Genomic DNA, 19,713 nt, shown 5'->3' with positions numbered 1-19,713 from the left:
AATTATTCTACTTGACTCACATCTCGCACCGCCCCTGTATCAGCACTGGTTGCCATGGCAGCATAGGCTCGTAAGGCTTGGGAGACATGGCGAATGCGATTTGTCGGTTTCCATGCCTGTTTGCCTTTGGCATTCATCGCTTCACGGCGACGGATAAGCTCATCGCCTGACACATTGAGATTGATGGTACGGTTTGGAATGTTAATGTTGATGACGTCAAATTCTTCTATCAAGCCAATGGCACCACCTTCGGCTGCCTCTGGGCTGGCATGCCCAATGGATAAGCCCGATGTACCCCCTGAAAAACGCCCATCGGTCAATAATGCACACGCCTTACCCAAGCCTTTTGATTTTAGGTAACTGGTAGGGTAGAGCATCTCTTGCATGCCAGGTCCGCCTTTTGGGCCCTCATAGCGGATGATGACAATATCTCCTGCCACGATTTTATCAGTAAGAATGGCCTCTACGGCACTGTCTTGACTTTCAAAGACTCGGGCACGTCCTGTAAAGGTCAAAATGCTCTCGTCCACGCCTGCGGTCTTAACCACACAGCCACGTTCGGCAATATTGCCAAAAAGTACGGCAAGCCCACCGTCTTGACTGTATGCAAATTCTTTGCTACGAATACAGCCTGATTCACGGTTTAGGTCAAGATTGCCCCAGACTTTATTTTGGCTAAATGCTTGCGTGGTACGTACACCAGCAGGAGCAGCGATATACAATTCTCGGGCAGTTTGGTTGTCAGGGTTCATCACGTCCCATCTGGCAAGAGCGTCCGCTAAGGTTGGACTGTGAACGGTTGGTATGTTGGTGTAAAGCAGTCCTGCTCTGTCAAGCTCCGCCAAAATCCCCATGACGCCCCCAGCACGGTGCACATCTTCCATGTGATATTTTTGTGTGGCAGGGGCAACTTTGGACAGACAAGGTACTCGGCGAGATAGGCGGTCAATGTCTGCCATTTTAAAGTCCACGCCTGCTTCATTTGCTGCTGCTAATAGGTGTAAAATGGTATTTGTGCTACCACCCATGGCAATATCAAGACTCATGGCATTTAAAAATGCGTCTTTGGTTGCAATAGAACGTGGCAAAACATTATCATCATCTTGTTCATAATGGCGTTTGGCAAGCTCTACAATCAGTCGCCCTGCCTGCAAAAACAGTTCTCTACGCTTGGCATGTGTGGCAAGAAGAGAACCGTTGGCAGGCAATGACAAACCCAAAGCTTCGGTTAGGCAATTCATGGAATTGGCGGTAAACATACCCGAGCAAGAGCCACAGGTTGGGCAAGCAGAACGCTCTACATTTGCCACATCATCATCGCTGATTAGGTCATCAGCAGCGTCAATCATGGCATCTACCAAATCAAGTTTACGTACCTTGCGACCATCGTCGTCGTCGATGGTTTCATGTGTCATATGCCCATCGTGTACCTCGCTTGCCAGTACCTTGCCTGCCTCCATGGGGCCGCCTGAGACAAAGACCACAGGAATGTTTAGGCGTAAGGCAGCCATGAGCATGCCGGGGGTGATTTTGTCGCAGTTTGAGATGCACACCAAAGCGTCAGCACAATGGGCATTTACCATATACTCCACACTGTCAGCAATCAAATCACGGCTTGGTAAGCTATATAGCATGCCACCATGCCCCATGGCAATGCCATCATCAACAGCAATGGTATTAAACTCTTTGGCAACACCTCCTGCCTTTTCAATCTCACGGGCAACAAGCTGTCCCATATCTTTTAGGTGAACATGTCCAGGGACGAATTGAGTGAATGAATTGGCGATGGCGATGATGGGCTTATTAAAATCCTCATCTGTCATACCTGTGGCACGCCATAGGGCTCTGGCTCCTGCCATGTTGCGACCTGATGTGGAAGTTTTTGAGCGGTATTGTGGCATAACTGTTCCTGATAAAGATGTGGCTTTTGGCTACAAAACTTTTGACTACAAATAAATTGACTTATTTTAACACTTTTTGTGAATGATATTTGACAAATTTTATTTATAATTTTTATCAATTTAAAAACTTTTAATTATTAAAAATAACGTCGCTACAAATCACTTGCCAAATTTGACATTTTAGGCTACATTTGCATCTTTATTTTCTCAAAATTCACCAAATTAATTTGTTGCCCATTTATCGTCTAAGTATCCATCATGACCACATCTTACAAATCCGCCATAATCTTTTTTGTCGCCCTTGTCCTATTTTTGCTAAGTTTTTATTACCTGATACAGGTATGGTTGATGGTTTTTGCGTCCATTTTGGCAGCGGTGTTTTTGCTAAGTTTGGCACGGCTTACCCGCCAAATCCCCAAAGTGGGCGACTACTTTGCCAAATTGCCACACAGTGTGCAAATTGGTATGGTAACGATGGCAGTCTTAGCGGTGGAGGCGGGATTTTTGGCGATGTTTGGTTCAGAGCTTATCGCCCAATTTCACGATATAAAGGAGCTTGCTCCCAAGTCGCTTGACGTCATACAAGAGTATGCCAAAAATTATCCCATCGTCTATGAATGGCTGACCCAAAATGCGTGGGCGATAGAATTTAAACAAGACCCTAAGGCATTTCTTAGTAAATTTCAAGACAACATTGTCGGTGGCTTGCCTGCCTTTTTTGGAGGTGTGCTAAGTAGCGTGGGGACATTTTTTGTGATTTTGGTGGTGGGACTGTTTTTGGCATTATCGCCAAATGTATATACCAAAAGTGTCATTGCCCTTGTGCCAAAACCGCATCGGGATAAGGGTGAGTACTTATTAAAACGCAGTTGTGGGGCGATAGAACAATGGCTAATCGGTCAGTTTGTGGTGATGGCATTTGTCGGTGTGGCGACAGGAGTGGCGTTGTGGTTTATGGAGATTCCTTTTGCATTGGCCATGGGGGTGATTGCGTTTGTTTTGGATTTTGTGCCTGTGATTGGCCCTTGGTTGTCAGCGGTGCCAATTTTGCTTCTTGTGCTGATTGTCTCACCTGATTTGTTGCTGTGGACGCTGATTATGATTGTGGTGGTTCAGCAGTTAGAAAGTTATGTGGTCGCCCCAATGGTACAACAGCGACTCATTGACTTGCCTCCTGTGGCTTTACTGCTCTCTCAGGTCATCATGGGGACACTCACAGGCGTGCTTGGCATTGCAATGGCAACACCGCTTATGGTGGTGGTGATTGTGTGGGTACAGGTGGTGTATGTGAAATTTATCTTACAAGACTATTCCATTAAAGTGCTTGACCAAAACGAAAATGACATGAAAACAGACCCTTATGCCGATTATGATGCTTATAAAGCAAAAAGCAGACCAAAAGTGGTGGTGCTCTCTTCAAAACACAATGAATAAACCCAAAGCAAAAATGGATGAGATGGGCATGTTTGTCGTGTTTTTAAGTGAACCATATCCCAAAAGTATGTTGTCATCTATTTGGGTGTATTGGGTGTAATTTGCCTTATGTGGGGCTTTTGTTTGATTGGACCAAAATACGCACCCATTCAAAACCACAATTTCATGATATAATACAAAAAACCAACCATATAACTGAAAAAATGCGTATCCGTAAACTCTTTAAGTTTGAAAATGCCCACATTGTTCGTAATTGCACATCAGAGCGTTGTAGCCGTTCTATTCATGGGCATAGCTATCAAGTGGAGCTTATCTTAGAAGCCCATGCTCTTGATAATGGGCAGATGGTTTATGATTTTGGACTGTTAAAATCGCACATCAAGGACTTGATTGATAGCTTTGATCATGCCATCACCTTTTGGAATAAGGATGACCCTGATTATGTCCGTGCATGCAAGAGGTTCTCAGCTCGTTGGATAAGTCTGCCAGTATCGCCATCTGCTGAACAGTTTAGCCGTGTGATTTTTTATTGGGCGGACAAGGTACTGACCAATACCATCACCCAAAATGGAGAAATGGGAGTGTCGGTGTATTCGGTCATCGTCCATGAAACCGCCACAGGGTACGCCCAATGTTTTGGTGAAGATGTGGCAAATGAGAGCATGGGCAAATTGTCGCTTGATGAGTTTGAATTTAGTGAACAAGTCAAAGCCGAGTGGGGCGATGGCGAGTTGTTTGATAAACTAAAACGTGGCGAGAAATTTGTCAATCCACAGCCGTTAAGACAGGTTAGAGTATGACAATCATTTTAAATGACGAAGCCGATACCCAACGCCTTGCCAAAGCCATCGCCAAAACTAACCCCACAGGCAGTCTGTGGCTGTTGGGCGATTTGGGGGCAGGTAAGACGACATTTACCCGTCATCTACTACATGCGTTAGGGCATGTTGGGGCGGTAAAAAGCCCAACTTATACCTTAGTTGAGCCATATGATATTCACGGTAAGCCTGTGTATCATGCTGACTTATACCGCTTAGATGACCCAGAAGAGCTGGATTTTATTGGGTTTTTTGAATACTTTGATGAGCCAAACTCGCTTGTCATCATAGAGTGGGCAAGCCGTGCTAAGAGTTTGTTGCCAAAACCTGATATGCTGATAAACATCACAAGACAAGCCGACGAGAGTAGGGTGGTTCATATGACTGGCATAAGGCTGGATGGGTGATGAATTTATCCTATAAAGACCTACCACCTAACACCGTCCTATCTCTTATCGCACCGACTGCAAGCGGTAAGACCGATTTGGCATGCCACTTATATGAAACAGGTCGGTTTGATTTGGTGTCGGTAGACAGTGCCTTGATTTATCAGGATATGAACATTGGCACAGCAAAGCCAACCGATGATGAACTTAGCAAGTTTCCACATCACCTTGTCAATATCATAAAGCCAACCCAAACATACAACGTGGCGACTTTTGTGGCAGACGTGCAACGACTGATTACAAGCATTCACGCACAAGGTAAAATTCCACTATTGGTCGGTGGTACGATGATGTATTATATGGCACTGCTTGATGGTCTGTCTGCTGTACCTGATACTGACCCTGCCATTCGCACGCAGGTCAAATCATGGCTGTCTGATGAAGGCATTGGCGATTTGTATGCCTACCTACAAACGCACGACCCTAAGATTTGTCAGCGTCTAAACATATTTGACACTCAACGTATCACAAGGGCGGTAGAGGTGCACATCCAGACGGGTGTGCCCATGAGTATTTGGCAAACCACGCCCAAAGTCGCCCCCTGCCACAACCCACACCAAAACTGGCTGACCTTGTCGGTTGAACCTGAGCGAGCATGGCTACATGAGCGTATCGCCAGACGTCTTGACATCATGTGGGAGCAGGGCTTGGTTGATGAGGTGATAAATTTACTCAAAAAATATCCCAATTTAAGACCTGATATGCCATCGATGCGATGCGTAGGCTATCGGCAGGTACTTGAATTTTTGGCGATAACAGACCATAAGGTCATGCAAATCTCCCCCATTTGGCAAGAATTTAGTGTAAATTTACAAAAAAACCATGAAATGACTGCCACAAACAGCAAAAATTTTGTAAAAAAATGGGAAAATTTGCATGATATGGCTTGTCAAGATATGAAAAATAAGGCATTATATGCAACAAGGCAACTGGCAAAACGCCAATCAACATGGCAAAGACAGTTAAATGCCTTACCCCAATTTGCAAAAGCCAATGAAATGAATAAAATAAAGACTGGCATCACAAATGCCCCCCAATCACAACAACGGATTTTTTCATTTGCAAGCATAAAAGATGCACAAAATGAAATTTTGGCGTGATTTTAATGTATTTTTCCAAGCACCATTGGTTGCTTATTCTTGTGTTAATTTTGGAGAACAACAATGTCAAAAGGGCAAAGCCTACAAGACCCATTTTTAAACGCTCTGCGTAAAGACCGCATTCCTGTATCTATTTTTTTGGTCAATGGCATCAAGCTACAAGGTCAGATTGAATCATTTGATCAGTATGTTGTCCTACTCAAAAATACCGTAAGTCAAATGGTCTATAAGCATGCCATTTCTACGGTTGTTCCTACTCGCAATCCTCGTGCAGACGGTACAACTTCTGGTACAGCCACAGGTGCAGGTTATCCATCATCAGTGGGTGGCGTGATGGGGGGTAGTAACTATCAAGGCACAGGCTATCCCAATGCAGGTTTTGAACGTCAGGGCTTTGGCAGTGCAACAAATGCAACCCGTCCTGTTGGTGGCTTTACTCGCACGCCGCCAAACCAAGGCTTTGGCAGTGGTCAAGGTTTTGAGCGTACAGGCTATGTGCAAGGAGGCATGGGCTTTAATCAAGGTTTTGAGCGTACAGGTTTTGATGAACGTGGTTTTGATGGCAAGGGTTTTGAGAAAAATGAGCGTGGTTTTGATGGCAGGGGTTTTGATAATTTTGATAATAAAGCCTTTGATGACAGTGCCTTTGACCGTCAAGGATTTGATAAAAACAAGGATGATGAATGATGAGATAATCAATCATCGCCATACAAAAAGCCTGCATAATGTGGGCTTTTTTTATGATAAGTTTTTACCAAATTTTACCGAATAAGACGTACAAATATGATAAAAATTTGCCATAAAACATTATCAAATATGGTATCATATCTACTTATAAAAATTAAAAATCATCCGCCATTTATGAATAATCAGCCCTCAAATACAATCAACTTTGATACTGACTTTGTCAATATCGGTTTAACTGCCATCAATACCGAACAAGAAGCATTGACACTACTAAAACATGAACTTGATGAGCGTTTTGTGCAGGCGTGTCAAACGATTTTGAACTGTCGTGGTCGTGTCGTGGTAACAGGCATGGGCAAGAGCGGACATGTCGGACGTAAGATTGCAGCAACACTGGCAAGCACAGGCACACCTGCGTTTTTTATGCACCCTGGGGAGGCCGGACATGGCGATTTGGGCATGCTTGTGCAGGGCGATGTGCTGATTGCCATTTCCAACTCAGGACAATCCGATGAGATAAAAACGCTCATCCCTGTTGTAAAACAGTTGGGCATCCCTTTAATCAGTATCAGCCGTGACCGTCGTGGATTTTTACCCAAATCTGCCAATATTGCTTTAACCCTCGGCAATTTTGAAGAGGCCTGTCCCTTAGGGCTGGCACCAACATCAAGCACAACCGCCACACTGGCATTGGGTGATGCGTTGGCGGTGGCATTGCTATATGCTCGAGGCTTTACCAGTCATGATTTTGCCCTATCGCACCCAGCAGGGGCATTGGGACGTAAACTGTTGACCCGTGTTAAGGATGTCATGCACACTGAGAATCTGCCTGTGGTACAAGCTGATACCAGTCTTGATAAAGCCCTGCCAGTGATGACAGGCGGACGATTGGGCTTAGCGGTGGTTGTGAATGAAAATGGTCATGTGGTGGGTATTTTTACCGATGGTGATTTGCGACGTAAGTTGGCAGATAAGGTATCATTGGCATCTTCGATGGACACACTCATGACCGAGCACCCTAAGCACATAACTGCCAATATGCGGGCATCTGATGCTTTAACGCTTATGAATGAGTGTGCCATCAGCCAATTATTGGTATTGAATAAGGGTAGGCTTGAAGGTGTGATTGGTATTCATGATTTGCTAAAAGCAGGCGTGAATTAACTGATTGATAACAAAAAAACAAAAAAGGAGGAGGCATGAGCGACTTAACCAAACGATTGCAGACCGTCAAACTTTTTGCCATGGATGTGGATGGGATTTTGTCGGATGGGCAAATCATCTATGACAGCCATGGTGTAGAAACCAAAGCCTTTTATGTTCAAGATGGTGTGGGGTTAAAAGCACTCAAAAAGCAAGAGATTATCCTTGCCATCATTACAGGCAGGGATTCACCCATGGTGGTGCGTCGTGCTGATGAGCTTGGCATTGACCATGTGGTACAGGGACGAGATGATAAATTTATCGCTTTGTCCACTCTTGCCGATGAGCTTGGATTGTCTATGAGTGAGTGTATGTATATGGGCGATGATTTGCCCGACTTAAAAGCTGTGCGTGAAGCGGGTGTGGGTGTGTCTGTACCAAATGGCTGTGCCCAGATACAAGCGGTGGCGGATATTATAACCATCAAAGCAGGTGGGCATGGTGCGGTGCGTGAAGTGTGTGAGCAGTTATTAAAAGCAAAAGGCGTTTATGATGCTTTTATCGCCCAATATACCTAGCCTAATACGCTTAGATTAATATCAATCAGAATTGGTAATAATAAGAGACAATCACTCATGAATCTAAAAATTATTAGCGTGCTGGGTGTGATGGCACTCATGGTTGGGGTGTGGTTTTTTTATAAAGAAGACGTCAAAATTGAACCTACCGTACCATCTGCTCCTACTGTCTCCTATGAGGTAACCGAAATTAAAGCGGTGCAGACCAATCCCAAAACAGGTGAGATTGAATACACGTTAATGGCAGACAGTTTGATAAAAAATAGTGCAGGCATGGATGAGATGAGAAATGTCAAAATGGACTGGACACCCCCAAATGGGCAAAGCCATTATTTAGAAGCCAATCTTGCCATTTTGGAGCAGACCACGGGTGATTTGTTATTGCAAGAGGGTTTTGTGTTGGTACGACAAGGCGATGATACCAAACCTAAGATGACCATCAAAGGCGACTTGCTAACAGCCAATACCAAACAGTATCAAGTGGCAAGCAACAAACCCATCAGTATCACCCAAGGTGCAGATAGTTTTATAGCACAGGGCTTTACTGGGGATTTGCAGACAGGTGAATATGAATTTTACCACATTCAAATGGAATTTACTCCGCCTAAGCGTGTAGATAAATCATTATTTTAACCATTGGACAGTTTATGAGAACATCACACTTAATATCACCCAAAATGTTGCTGGCTGTGGCAGGTATTGGCATGGCATCATCCGCCCATGCACTGCCATCGGATGCCAATCAGCCCATTCGTCTGCTTGCCGATAAAGCAACATATAGTGAGCGTACAGGTGTAACCAATTATTTGGGTAATGTCATCATTGAACAAGGCACGCTTAAAATCACCGCTGACAACATTACGCTAAACTTAGATGATAAGCGTAGCATTAAAACTGCTGTGGCAACAGGTCGCCCTGCAACCATGCAACAAATCGTTACCCAAGAAAAGGGGCTTGCCAAGGGGCGAGCAAATAGGATTGATTATAATGCACTGACGGGCATCATCACGCTTACAGGCAATGCCAAACTGACCCAAGCAGGGGCGAGCTTTTCAGGTAATACCATCCGTTATAGCCTAAAACTGGGCGATGTGGAGGCTAATGCTGGCGATGGTCGCCGTGTAGAGTTGGTGTTTCCTCCAAATGAATCAAACAGTCAAACAGGTGTTCGCCCATGACCACACTTGCCATGCACCATTTGGGCAAACGTTATGGACAGCGTTGGGTGGTCAAAGATGTCTCCTTTGAGATAGATGAAGGACAAGTGGTGGGTATTTTAGGGCCTAACGGAGCAGGCAAGACCACAAGTTTTTATATGGTCATTGGGCTTGTGCCGATGGATAAAGGACAAATCATGTTGGGTGATATTGATTTGTCCAAAAAAGCCATGCATGAACGTGCCAAAGCAGGTGTTGGTTATCTGCCCCAAGAAAGCTCTATTTTTCGTAAACTGACCATTGAGCAAAATATTTTGGCGATATTACAAACCCGTCAAGATTTGGATAAATCTGCCCAACTGACCGAACTTGAAAAGCTCATTGGTGAGTTTCATTTAGAGCATGTGCGTCATTCGCTGGGTATGAGTGTGTCAGGTGGCGAGCGTCGTCGCTGTGAGATTGCCAGAGCGTTGGCAGCTAACCCTAAATTTATCCTGCTAGATGAGCCGTTTGCAGGGGTTGACCCTATTTCGGTGGGTGACATTAAGGATGTCATTACTGCTTTAAAGCAGCGAGGTATTGGCGTACTCATTACCGACCATAATGTGCGTGAAACCTTATCCATCTGCCAGAAAGCTTATATCGTGTCCGAAGGCAATATCATCGCCCAAGGTTCGCCCAATGACATCCTACAAAATGAGTTGGTGCAAAAGGTTTATTTGGGCAAAGATTTTATGGTGTAGACTAGGATGTCTCTACCACTGATGAGTAAAAAGATGAGCGAGATGTAAAATACCAATAAAAATCTCGTTTTCTACAACCATTGTATTTATAAAACTTTCTAAATGATGTAAAAGTTGAATACATTCTAGACTTGTTAAAAATAAAACTGCCACAATTGAAGGATTTTTTGAATTTTGTGTTAAAATTGACCGTTTGATTATTTGCATGGTTTATATTTTATGATGACATTTTGTCCCTATGACCCTAAGAATAATGACCTTAACATTCCCCATTCTGACGATTTTGCAAGTCAAAAGGCGGTCGTTTTGTTCTCAGGAGGGCTTGACTCCACCACTTGTCTGTATTGGGCAAAGGCTGTTTTTAAAGAGGTTACCGCCATCAGTTTTCGCTACGGACAACGTCATTTAAGCGAACTTGCTTTTTCATCCGCCATTGCCCAGATGCTTGGTGTGTCGCACCGCATCATTGATATTGACATCGCTCAGCTTGGTGGCTCGGCACTGACTGACAGCAGTATTGAGGTGCCTGACCATCAAGCAGACAGCGATGCTGTGCCTGTCACGTACGTCCCTGCACGTAATACCATTTTTCTGTCTTATGCCTTGGCTGTGGCAGAAGTAACCGAAGCCTGTGCCATCATCATCGGGGTAAGTTCGGTTGATTTTTCAGGCTATCCTGACTGCCGAGATGACTATATTCGTGCCTTTGAGACCATGGCAAATCTTGCCACCGTGGCAGGGCGAGCAGGCAGACGCTTATCCATCATCGCCCCTTTGCAATATTTATCCAAAGCCCAAACTCTAAAACTTGGATTGTCGTTGGGTGTGGACTATGCCCAAACCGTGTCATGTTACCGTGCCGACAGTGATGGGAGAGCCTGTGGCGAGTGTGACAGCTGTGTGTTACGTCATCAAGGCTTTGTGCAAGCAGGCATATCCGACCCCACTCGTTATCAAGATAAGACAGGGATAAATTAAAAAAACTTGCACTTAGCTATGATTTTTTGTAAAATATAAAACCGACCAGTCGGTTTTATTCATCATAGTTAACATTGAAATCATCATGCAACTACCCACCGCTTACGCCTTGCTCGCCCTTGCCATCATCAGCGAAGTAACAGGTTCGACTTTTTTAGTAAAATCAGACGGATTTAGCAGGTTCATTCCCACTTGTATTACGCTCATCTGTTTTGCCATCGCTTTTTACCTTCTGTCTCATGTCGTCAAGGTCATTCCCCTTGGCATGACCTATGCCATTTGGTCGGGCGTGGGCATTATCTTGACTGCCTTGATTGGCGTGTTTATCCTAAAACAGTCCTTAGACACGCCTGCCATCATCGGCATGGCTTTTATCGTGGCAGGTGTGGTGATTATGAATATTTTCTCGTCTGCCACCACCCATTAGCTTTCAAGATTATTCTTTAAATCATTTTAACCCCAAGAGATTCTTATGAATGACTTATTTGCCACCAACACCGCCATGCCCACACCTGATGATAAAACCCCCAAACGTAAAAACAACCCCGAGCTGTTACGCCATACCATTTTGGTCTGTACCAAAAATCTCATGCTAGACGTTGGCATTGGCAATCTGTCCATGCAAAAAGTGGCAGACATGGCAGGCACGAGCAAAGGCGGACTGTTTCATCATTTCAAATCCAAAGATGAACTCATCACCAGCGTGGTAGAGCTGTTTATCGCCCAAATTAACACCGCCATATTAGCCGACATGGACGCCCATTCTGATAAGATGGGGGCATTTACCAAAGCCTATGTTCGGGTGATGTTTGACAATCAAGAGATTGGACTAAAAAGCGACTGGGCAGGTCTTATTAGAGCCATGGTCACCAATGTGCAGATGTATGGGCTATGGAGAAATTGGCTTGCCCAAAAAATCAAAACTCATGCAGGCACCGACAGCAACCCACGTTTATCCGCCATACGCTGTGCCGTAGATGGTGCATGGCTCAATGGCATCCCCCATGATGAATTGCCTGCCATGCGGGCGTATTTGCTAAAATTGGCAGACGATGTGCATTAACATAACCATTTATTGTATAACATCCATCTACCAAAAAACCATTCACCGTTGGTAAATGATTTTTATTTTTACAGTATTGAAATTTAAATGGCATAGCCTAACGCATAGAATGCCACCAAAGAGATGGCAATGACAACCGTGCCGGTGTTCAGTTTTTTAAACTCACCAGAGATGATGCGACCTAGCACCAATGAACCAAAACCGAGCATGATGCCTGTAACGATATTTGCCGTCAAGACGATAAACACAGCACAGATAAGCCCACTCATCGCTCCCACAAAGTCATCAAAATCAAGTTTTGAGACATTGCTTAGCATGAGCAAACCCACATACATGAGTGCAGGAGCAGTGGCATAGTTTGGCACCAAAAATGCCAATGGCTCAAAAAACAGCATGAGCAAGAACAGACCACCCACGACCACCGCCGTAAGTCCCGTTTTGCCCCCCACCGCTGTACCTGTCGCCGACTCAATATAGACCGCCGCAGGGGCAGTACCGAATACCCCCGACATGATTGATGATACCGAGTCTGCTGTGAGTGCCTTGCCACCGCCTAAGATTTGTCCATTTTTGTCAATGAGACCTGCCTGTCCTGCCACCGCACGAATCGTTCCTGTGGCATCAAACACCGCCGTCATGACAAGGGCGAATACCGCAGGCAGTACGGCGGCATTTAATGCTCCCATGATGTCCATCGCCCCAAACAGCGATTCATTGCCAAAGGTGGGCAGTTTAAAAACAGAACCACCAAATTTGACATTTGGGTCAAAAATTAGCCCAATGATGGTGATGGCGATAATGACCCATAGAATACTGCCTTTGACTTGACGTTTTTCAAGACCAACAATCGCCGCCAAACCCAAGAGCGACATGATGACCCCAAAAGATGTAAACTCACCCATTTTGACAGGCAGTCCTGCATCATTTTTGATGACCAGTCCCACACCATTGGCAGCGATGAGCAGTAAAAACAGACCAATACCAATACCTGCCCCATGAGCGATGGCACTGGGCAGATTTTTTAAAATCCATGCCCGAATGCCTGTTACCGATATGAGCGTAAACAGTATGCCCATCAAAAAAATCGCCCCTAAGGCGACATTAATGCTGATTTGCTGTCCCAGTACCAAGCTAAATGCGGTAAATGCTGTCAAGCTGATGGCACAACCGATTGCCATTGGTACATTGGCAAACACGCCAATCAAAATAGAACCCAGTCCTGCCACCAAGCATGTGGCGATAAAAACTGACCCAGCAGGAAAACCTGCATTAGCGAGCATCCCTGGCACAACAATCACCGAGTACACCATCGCCAAAAATGTGGTCAAACCTGCAATGACTTCTTGGCGTACCGTTGAGCCACGCTCATTGATGTTAAAAAAAGAAAGCAAAGACATAAATCGCCTTATCTTAGATTGCCCAAAAATTAGCGGCTAATTTTACCGTATAATGACAATTTTTACAAATATTAACGAAAATTTTTTCATGATGTATGTCTTGTTTTAACGTTGGTAATTTATGTATTTTTTGGGTAAAATAGACACACTGTTTTTATCATATCAAATCATCATGAACAATTCCCAAGAAAGCATCGCTCTGCCTGATTTTGCCGTTCGTTTGGTTCATCGCTCTGATGAGGGCTTTATCAATGAAGAGATTGAGTTAAAAAAATACATCAGTAGCTGTGGTTTGGGCTTGATTTTATATTTTTATCCCAAAGACAACACCCAAGGATGTAGCGTGCAGGCGAGCGACTTTACCGCCTTGTCTGATGAGTTTGCCACGCTTGGCTATGTGGTACTTGGCGTGTCTTGTGATGGCGTACGTTCTCATCAAAATTTCATCACCAAAAAAGAACTTCTCATTGGGCTTGTCAGTGATGCCGATGAAAAACTGTGCCAGCATTTTGAGGTCATCAAAGAAAAAATGATGTATGGTAAAACTCATCTTGGTGTGGTACGCTCTACATTTGTGTTTGACAAAACAGGTAATATGCTCGCCAGTTTTCGTAACGTCAAAGCCAAAGAACACGCCAGAACGCTACTAAACTTTCTAAAAACGCTATGAAAGTCATGCACTTATTATCATCGTTAAAGCACGATGAATCTGAACGGGGCATTTTTGCCATCACGCACGCCCTATCTAAGGCAGGGCATGAATCTGTGGTGGTTGGCTCTGCTACGGCTGATGATGAGCTTGTGCTTCGTCTGCTTCGTGATGACACGAAGTATTATCGCATTCCCATGCTAAAAAAATCATGGTTGTCATTGGTGTATGTCCTAAAACTCAGACGGCTCATCAGTGAGTACGAACCTGATATTGTCCATGTCCATTCTCGCACGCCTGCATGGGTGCTACATTGGGCAATCCGCCCATTGCCTGATGACAAACAACCCAAAATCGTGGCGACCGTTTATGGTTTTTATCCATTAAACAATTACAGTAAAGCCTTGTTTTTCTCCGATGTCATCATCAGTGCATCTTATAGTATTGATAAATATTTCAAAGAAAAACTTGCCATCAAAAAAGAAGAATACAACATTCAAGAATTTCCCTTTAAAATCGTCTGCATTCGTCGTGGCGTAGATACTCGCAAATACCCCTATCGCCATCATGCATCCGTGCATTGGCTTCATGGCGTATTTGCCCAATATCCTGAACTTGAACACAAAAAATGGCTCGTGTTTCCCACACCTGTTGGACATGAATATGGTCAAGATTGGCTTGTGGACATTTTGGGCAACTTAAAAGACAAATTCCCAAACATCCACGCCATCGTCATGGATGATGATTTGGCAACTGCAACCGACCAAGACGTCGCTTACGAGGAATTTGTTCAACGCTTGCACGCTTTGGGGCTAAACAATCGTGTGACATTCATCGGACGGCGACCACCTGACATGAAAGAGTGGTTATCATCTGCCAATGTGGTACTTGCTCTTGCCGAACGACCTGAGAGCATTGGTATTACTGCCATTCAAGCGATACACCTTGGCACGCCCATCATTGGCTGGGCAAGGGGGGCATTTGCTGATATTTTACAAGCCACTTATCCCCAAGGGCTAATCAAAGAGGAGACCGCCCTTGCTCTGTGTAAAAACATCAAATTTCACCTACAAAATAAAACTCGCCCCCCAATGACTCACGAATACACCATTGAGCAGATGACCGCTGAAACCTTAGCCGTATATCAGTCGCTTGCCCCAGAGTGTCATTTGGTTCATAAAGACAGACATGATAATTTGGTCTGTGTCAAAGCCCAAAGTACCTAAAAATCATGGTCTTACAAGTTATTTTTGCACGGAGCGTTTACAGGCGTTTTAAAATTATTTATAATTGGTTTTGTAGATTATTTGGTTTTATAAAAATAATCTACCTTTTTATTGTTATTGGTTATATAAGGCTGTTTTATGAAAAAACTAAGCAAGCTTGGCAAAATCGCCCTAACATCTGTCCTATCAGCAACCTTGCTGTCAGGCTGTGCAACCAGTGCATTGTTAGAAAAGGACTCAGGCGGTACTTACACCACCACCCAAAAGAGGGTGCTAACCAATGACGTCGTTGTGGCATTTGGTAAGCCATCATTAAAGCTACCCAACATCCCATCGGATGCGGTCGTGATTGTCGGTCAGCGTAACAGCTATGTGTTGGTTGAAGGCGGGACTCGCTTTAACAATCTCATCACTCGCCTTGATCCACGCCATATCAGCCTTACCAAAGGCTTGGACTTTTATTCTGCCAATAATGACGGCAGTTTTACCGGTGAACTTGCCTTTAAATACACCAAGTTAAAAGCCGAAGTGACCAACGAAGAGCTAAACTTCTTTTTGCAAAATGGCGTCAAAGAATGCACCAATCACAGCGAATCGAATCTTGGGGCTCAAAGCTACTGCTTTGATATTCCCCTAAAAGGTCATACCTATCCTGCCGTGAGCAATCAGTCCAGCCTAAAAGCACTGAGTAAAGCCTACCCTGTCACCATCTACATCAACGAGCAAACCACGGCTTACCGTGAAGGGCAAAGCAGTTCTGTTGAAAAACTGGTGCTGTTTCCTTTTGCCGCCGCTTTTGATGTAGTCACCTTGCCACTGCAAATCATCGGGCAAATTTTTGACTGATATTAAAGTTTATGGTTGATAAATAGGACGTATTTGGGTGCGTCCTATTTTTGTGGATAATTGCTCTATGATGATTGCAATAGGAAAAACATAGAAGTCATGTTAAAATACGTCTTTTGTCATGACAATGAAACGACATCAAGGATAACTTGTGGATACCGAACTCATCAAAATCATTCTCGCTTTTGTGGTGCTGATAAACCCATTTAGCTCTTTGGGGCTTTTTTTGAACCTAACCAAAGGTCATACTGCCAAAGACCGTCAAAAAGTTGCCCAAATCACCTGTTTGACGGTGTTTATAGGCATTGCCTTTTTTACCATTTTAGGTGAGAGCTTGTTAAAAGTATTGGGCATCTCGGTGGGGTCGTTTCAGGTGGCAGGTGGGATATTGGTATTTTTGATTGCCATTAACATGATGAACGGTGGTGGCAATCCTGTCAAGCCTAACGAGGAGGATGTGGAGGTCGGTTCATCTTTGACGGCATCGGCGGTAGTACCTCTTGCCATTCCCATGATGATAGGCCCAGGAGGCATCTCAACGGTCATCATCTATTCTAGTCAGGTCAAGGGTGTGTTTCAGGTGGGAATGATTTTGGCGGCAGGGCTGTGTATCAGTGTGTTTTGTTATGTATCACTTATGGCAGCAGGAAAAATCAGTCGCTTTTTGGGTGATACAGGGCTAAACATCCTAAGTCGCATCATGGGCATGCTACTTGCAGCGGTAGCAATTGAGATTTTGATTAATGGACTGCGAGCATTATTTCCACAGCTGGCAAGCTGACTAATCTATAAGACCAATCTACCAAATAAGATTTGGGTGATATTTTCATCTTCTTATCTTTTGTTTTTTAACCTTACTATGCCAATATTTGACATGAAATCACCCAAAAAAGGCACGTTGTTTTATAAAATCTATGGCTTTTTGCAGGATAACATGAATCTTGTTATTTCGCTCATCGTCGCCATTTGTGTGTATTTTTCTTTGTCTGATGTGCGTTTTTTAAAGCGGTTTGTGCCAAGCATTAATATAGAAACGGTGTATTTGTTGGCGTGGGACAGCTTTTTGGTGGCGTATTTATTGTTGGCATTTAACATGTTTATCACAACCAACACCGAGGACATCAAAAAACGGGCTCATGAGCAGTATGAACGTAAACATACCATGCTTATTTTGATACTCATCACATCTTTTGTCAGTATGATTGCCATCATCAATGAGATGCGTATCAGTGCTTTGTATGAGGGCTGGCTTTCTACTTTGCATGTTTGTATCACCTTTGGTACATTGATTGTCTCATGGCTGTTCATCCATACCTTATTTGCATTATACTATGCCCATGGTTATTACGATGCCATGCCCGATGACAAGTATCCGCTTGATTTTCCTTATGAAAATAACCCTGATTATTGGGATTTTTTGTATTTTGCCTTGGGTATTGGTGCAACAGGAGGCGTGCCTGATGTCTCTTTTACCAGTAAAAAACTTCGTCGCATTGGGACGTTTCATAGTGTGTTATCCTTTTTCTTTAATACGGCGGTATTGTCGCTGGTGATGGAGATGATGGGGTCGCTGGTCTCACCATAAAATGATACGGCTCGGCAGGCGTGAAAAGTGGTAGAGAATTTTGGCAAAATGTTGTATCATAAAGAGTTTTTTGTGATTTTAATTTGTGATTTTAATAAGTGATGTATTATGGAGCAGATGCGTAATTTTATGCAAAGTTGGGCGGGTAAGGCAGTGCTTATCATCACGCTCATTCCTATGGCATTTTTGGGTGTGCAGTCATTTAGCGGTGGCGGACAGATTGCCCCCAATCAAATCGTCAAAGTGGGCGATACTGCCATTGACACCGCAACCTTTCAGTCGGAGGTGAATAACTATCGGACTCGCCTGCTTGAACAAGTGGACGGCAGTTTGATTGATGATAAAGCCTTAAATGATGAGGTGTTGGAGAGTTTGATTGACAGAGCATTGTTAGAAAATCAAACCCAGTTTTTGGGCATGAGTGTCTCTGATAACACCATTGCCCGTCTGCTTCGGGCTGACCCAACTTTTCATGACGCCAACGGCAAATTTTCAAACGACATTTTTGCTCAGTATTTACAAAATCGTGGCATGACCAAGGACATGCTCTTTGATGTATTTGGCACGCAGTTATCACTAAGACAGCTGACGGGCGGTATTTTGGGTACAGCAATCTACCCTGACAGACAAATCAGTCGCTTGATAGACCTACAAACACAAAGCCGTGAAGCGTGGGTGGTGCGTTACAACTGGCAGGATTTTGCCAATCAAGTAACCGTCAGCACTGATGAGATTGAGACCTATTATCATGCTAATAAACAAGACATGATTGCACCGCCAAGTGTGGATTTGGCTTATATAATCCTAAGTGATACTGACATCAAGGCAGATACTCCAAGCGAAGATGAAATTCGTGCACAATACCAAGCGACTTTACAAGCTCGAGGCGATGGCAGACAGTTGTCGCACATCTTATTAACAGGAGATGATGCCAAAAATCGTGCCAAAGATATTAAAGCAAAACTGGATGCAGGAGCGTCTTTTGAATCACTTGCCAAGACACATTCAGATGACCCCACAGGTCAAAGTGGTGGTGATATTGGAAGCTATAACCCCGCTTTTTTTGGTGACAGTAGCAGCGCTGTTGAGAATGCCATCAGTGGTCTGAAAGTTGGGGGTGTGAGTGAGCCTGTGCAGACAGGATTTGGTTATCATATTTTTAAAATTACTAAGATGGGAGATGCCCCAAGCCTTGATGGCATGCGTGATGTGCTGACCAAGCAAGTAGCTGAACATAAACGTATCAATGCCATGAATGAGATGATTGCCAAGATTAACACCATGGCAACTGACAGCATGGGTATTAGTGATATTGCCCAAGAGACAGGACTGACTGCCCATCATATCAAAGGCTACACCAAAGACAATAACACCAGTGAACTGTCTGCCCCTGTGGTGTTATCGGCAGCTTTTGATGATTTTGCCATCAGCGATCAATCGGTCAGCCCCAACATTACGCTCGCTGACAAAACGGTGTGGGTACAACCAACCAACTACCAAGATGCCAGAGAGCTGACATTGGCAGAGGCAAGCGAACAAATCAAGGCAACTTTAACCAAGCAAAAAGCCATTAAACTTGCCCTAGATACCGCCAATGCCCATGCCAAAAAAGACCCAGCGACTCTTATTAAGTCCGCCAAGCATTTGGGTGTGGTTACTCGTCAAAGTCCAGAACTGTCACCTGCTGAGCGTGCCAGTCTATTTATACACAACACAGATGGCATGAGTGTGTGGGTGGTACAGACAGATACAGGAGCGAGTGTCATGGCAGCTAATGTCTCTCAAAGCACACCAACCGCCCAAATTCACGATGCAGAACGTCAGTTAACATCACAAATTATCCGTGATAATGTCGGTCAAGACCAACTTCAAGACTATTTACATTATTTGCGTGATACCAAGAAAGTACAAATCAACGAACAAGCCATATCGCATTAAGACAGGCATACCACCAAAAGCCCA

21 protein-coding genes are annotated in these 19,713 nt (G+C 44.2%); 19 read left to right on the top strand and 2 right to left on the bottom strand.

From position 1 onward, the window contains the following. Positions 1–2: 2 nt before the first annotated feature. Positions 3–1,901 (bottom strand): dihydroxy-acid dehydratase, encoded by a 1,899-nt coding sequence (gene ilvD / locus A7456_RS08655; RefSeq protein WP_067009602.1) that lies wholly within the window; start codon positions 1,899–1,901, stop codon positions 3–5. Between the two features lie 258 nt (positions 1,902–2,159). Between ilvD and A7456_RS08650 the strand changes: the two genes are divergently transcribed. From A7456_RS08650 to A7456_RS08590, 13 genes are all read left to right on the top strand, one after another. Next, positions 2,160–3,335 carry an AI-2E family transporter gene (locus A7456_RS08650; protein WP_067009599.1) on the top strand — a complete coding sequence of 392 codons (1,176 nt, stop codon included), beginning with the start codon at positions 2,160–2,162 and terminating at the stop codon, positions 3,333–3,335. Positions 3,336–3,538: 203 nt separating this feature from the next. Next, positions 3,539–4,135 (top strand): 6-pyruvoyl trahydropterin synthase family protein, encoded by a 597-nt coding sequence (locus A7456_RS08645; protein WP_066891549.1) that lies wholly within the window; start codon positions 3,539–3,541, stop codon positions 4,133–4,135. Continuing rightward, positions 4,132–4,560, top strand: coding sequence for a tRNA (adenosine(37)-N6)-threonylcarbamoyltransferase complex ATPase subunit type 1 TsaE (tsaE, locus tag A7456_RS08640; RefSeq protein ID WP_067009596.1), 429 nt, complete (start codon positions 4,132–4,134; stop codon positions 4,558–4,560). Before A7456_RS08645 ends, tsaE begins: the two co-directional genes overlap by 4 nt. Next, positions 4,560–5,699 (top strand): tRNA (adenosine(37)-N6)-dimethylallyltransferase MiaA, encoded by a 1,140-nt coding sequence (miaA, locus tag A7456_RS08635; RefSeq protein ID WP_066891070.1) that lies wholly within the window; start codon positions 4,560–4,562, stop codon positions 5,697–5,699. The genes tsaE and miaA overlap by 1 nt, the downstream gene beginning before the upstream one ends. 63 nt (positions 5,700–5,762) lie before the next feature. Next, positions 5,763–6,386 (top strand): RNA chaperone Hfq, encoded by a 624-nt coding sequence (gene hfq, locus A7456_RS08630; RefSeq protein WP_067009593.1) that lies wholly within the window; start codon positions 5,763–5,765, stop codon positions 6,384–6,386. Positions 6,387–6,560: 174 nt separating this feature from the next. Next, positions 6,561–7,550, top strand: coding sequence for a KpsF/GutQ family sugar-phosphate isomerase (locus tag A7456_RS08625; protein ID WP_067009995.1), 990 nt, complete (start codon positions 6,561–6,563; stop codon positions 7,548–7,550). 35 nt (positions 7,551–7,585) lie between these two features. Further along, on the top strand, positions 7,586–8,107 hold the full coding sequence (locus A7456_RS08620) for a KdsC family phosphatase (RefSeq protein ID WP_066891060.1): 522 nt from the start codon (positions 7,586–7,588) through the stop codon (positions 8,105–8,107). Positions 8,108–8,164: 57 nt separating this feature from the next. Beyond that, a complete protein-coding gene (gene lptC / locus A7456_RS08615; RefSeq protein WP_067009590.1) occupies positions 8,165–8,740 on the top strand; it encodes an LPS export ABC transporter periplasmic protein LptC in 576 nt (191 codons plus the stop codon). A 44-nt stretch (positions 8,741–8,784) separates the two neighbouring features. Then, a complete protein-coding gene (gene lptA, locus A7456_RS08610; protein WP_406946788.1) occupies positions 8,785–9,285 on the top strand; it encodes a lipopolysaccharide transport periplasmic protein LptA in 501 nt (166 codons plus the stop codon). Then, positions 9,282–10,007: an LPS export ABC transporter ATP-binding protein gene (gene lptB, locus A7456_RS08605; RefSeq protein WP_067009584.1), complete on the top strand. Its 726-nt coding sequence runs from the start codon at positions 9,282–9,284 to the stop codon at positions 10,005–10,007. Before lptA ends, lptB begins: the two co-directional genes overlap by 4 nt. 222 nt (positions 10,008–10,229) lie before the next feature. Then, positions 10,230–10,985, top strand: coding sequence for a 7-cyano-7-deazaguanine synthase QueC (gene queC / locus A7456_RS08600; RefSeq protein ID WP_082995548.1), 756 nt, complete (start codon positions 10,230–10,232; stop codon positions 10,983–10,985). An 85-nt stretch (positions 10,986–11,070) separates the two neighbouring features. Next, positions 11,071–11,412 carry a DMT family transporter gene (locus tag A7456_RS08595; protein WP_062498640.1) on the top strand — a complete coding sequence of 114 codons (342 nt, stop codon included), beginning with the start codon at positions 11,071–11,073 and terminating at the stop codon, positions 11,410–11,412. A 45-nt stretch (positions 11,413–11,457) separates the two neighbouring features. Further along, positions 11,458–12,048, top strand: a complete 591-nt coding sequence (locus A7456_RS08590; RefSeq protein WP_067009581.1) for a TetR/AcrR family transcriptional regulator — start codon at positions 11,458–11,460, stop codon at positions 12,046–12,048. Positions 12,049–12,131: 83 nt separating this feature from the next. Here the strand turns inward: A7456_RS08590 and A7456_RS08585 are convergent, their stop codons facing one another. Next, the gene (locus A7456_RS08585; RefSeq protein ID WP_062498642.1) at positions 12,132–13,445 is read right to left on the bottom strand and encodes an NCS2 family permease; all 1,314 of its coding nucleotides are present in this window, start codon (positions 13,443–13,445) and stop codon (positions 12,132–12,134) included. A gap of 172 nt (positions 13,446–13,617) precedes the next feature. On the opposite strand from A7456_RS08585, the gene A7456_RS08580 reads away from it, so the two are divergent. The 6 genes from A7456_RS08580 (at position 13,618) to A7456_RS08555 (ending at position 19,689) form a co-directional block, all read left to right on the top strand. Beyond that, a complete protein-coding gene (locus tag A7456_RS08580) occupies positions 13,618–14,115 on the top strand; it encodes a peroxiredoxin (protein ID WP_455239939.1) in 498 nt (165 codons plus the stop codon). A 5-nt stretch (positions 14,116–14,120) separates the two neighbouring features. Further along, the gene (locus tag A7456_RS08575) at positions 14,121–15,320 is read left to right on the top strand and encodes a glycosyltransferase (protein WP_066887775.1); all 1,200 of its coding nucleotides are present in this window, start codon (positions 14,121–14,123) and stop codon (positions 15,318–15,320) included. A 138-nt stretch (positions 15,321–15,458) separates the two neighbouring features. After that, entirely contained in the window at positions 15,459–16,166 is a 708-nt protein-coding gene (locus tag A7456_RS08570) for a YidX family protein (RefSeq protein ID WP_067009579.1), read from the top strand. A 151-nt stretch (positions 16,167–16,317) separates the two neighbouring features. Beyond that, the gene (locus A7456_RS08565; protein ID WP_066887772.1) at positions 16,318–16,947 is read left to right on the top strand and encodes a MarC family protein; all 630 of its coding nucleotides are present in this window, start codon (positions 16,318–16,320) and stop codon (positions 16,945–16,947) included. 93 nt (positions 16,948–17,040) lie between these two features. Further along, positions 17,041–17,751 carry a DUF1345 domain-containing protein gene (locus tag A7456_RS08560; protein WP_062498645.1) on the top strand — a complete coding sequence of 237 codons (711 nt, stop codon included), beginning with the start codon at positions 17,041–17,043 and terminating at the stop codon, positions 17,749–17,751. A 117-nt stretch (positions 17,752–17,868) separates the two neighbouring features. Continuing rightward, positions 17,869–19,689, top strand: a complete 1,821-nt coding sequence (locus A7456_RS08555; protein WP_227713234.1) for a SurA N-terminal domain-containing protein — start codon at positions 17,869–17,871, stop codon at positions 19,687–19,689. The last annotated feature ends 24 nt before the right edge of the window (positions 19,690–19,713 follow it).

This window comes from Moraxella nonliquefaciens (assembly GCF_001679005.1).
GTDB lineage: Bacteria > Pseudomonadota > Gammaproteobacteria > Pseudomonadales > Moraxellaceae > Moraxella > Moraxella nonliquefaciens.
The sequence above is the reverse complement of the archived record's forward strand: the minus strand, read 5'-3'. Positions and strand labels throughout refer to the sequence as shown.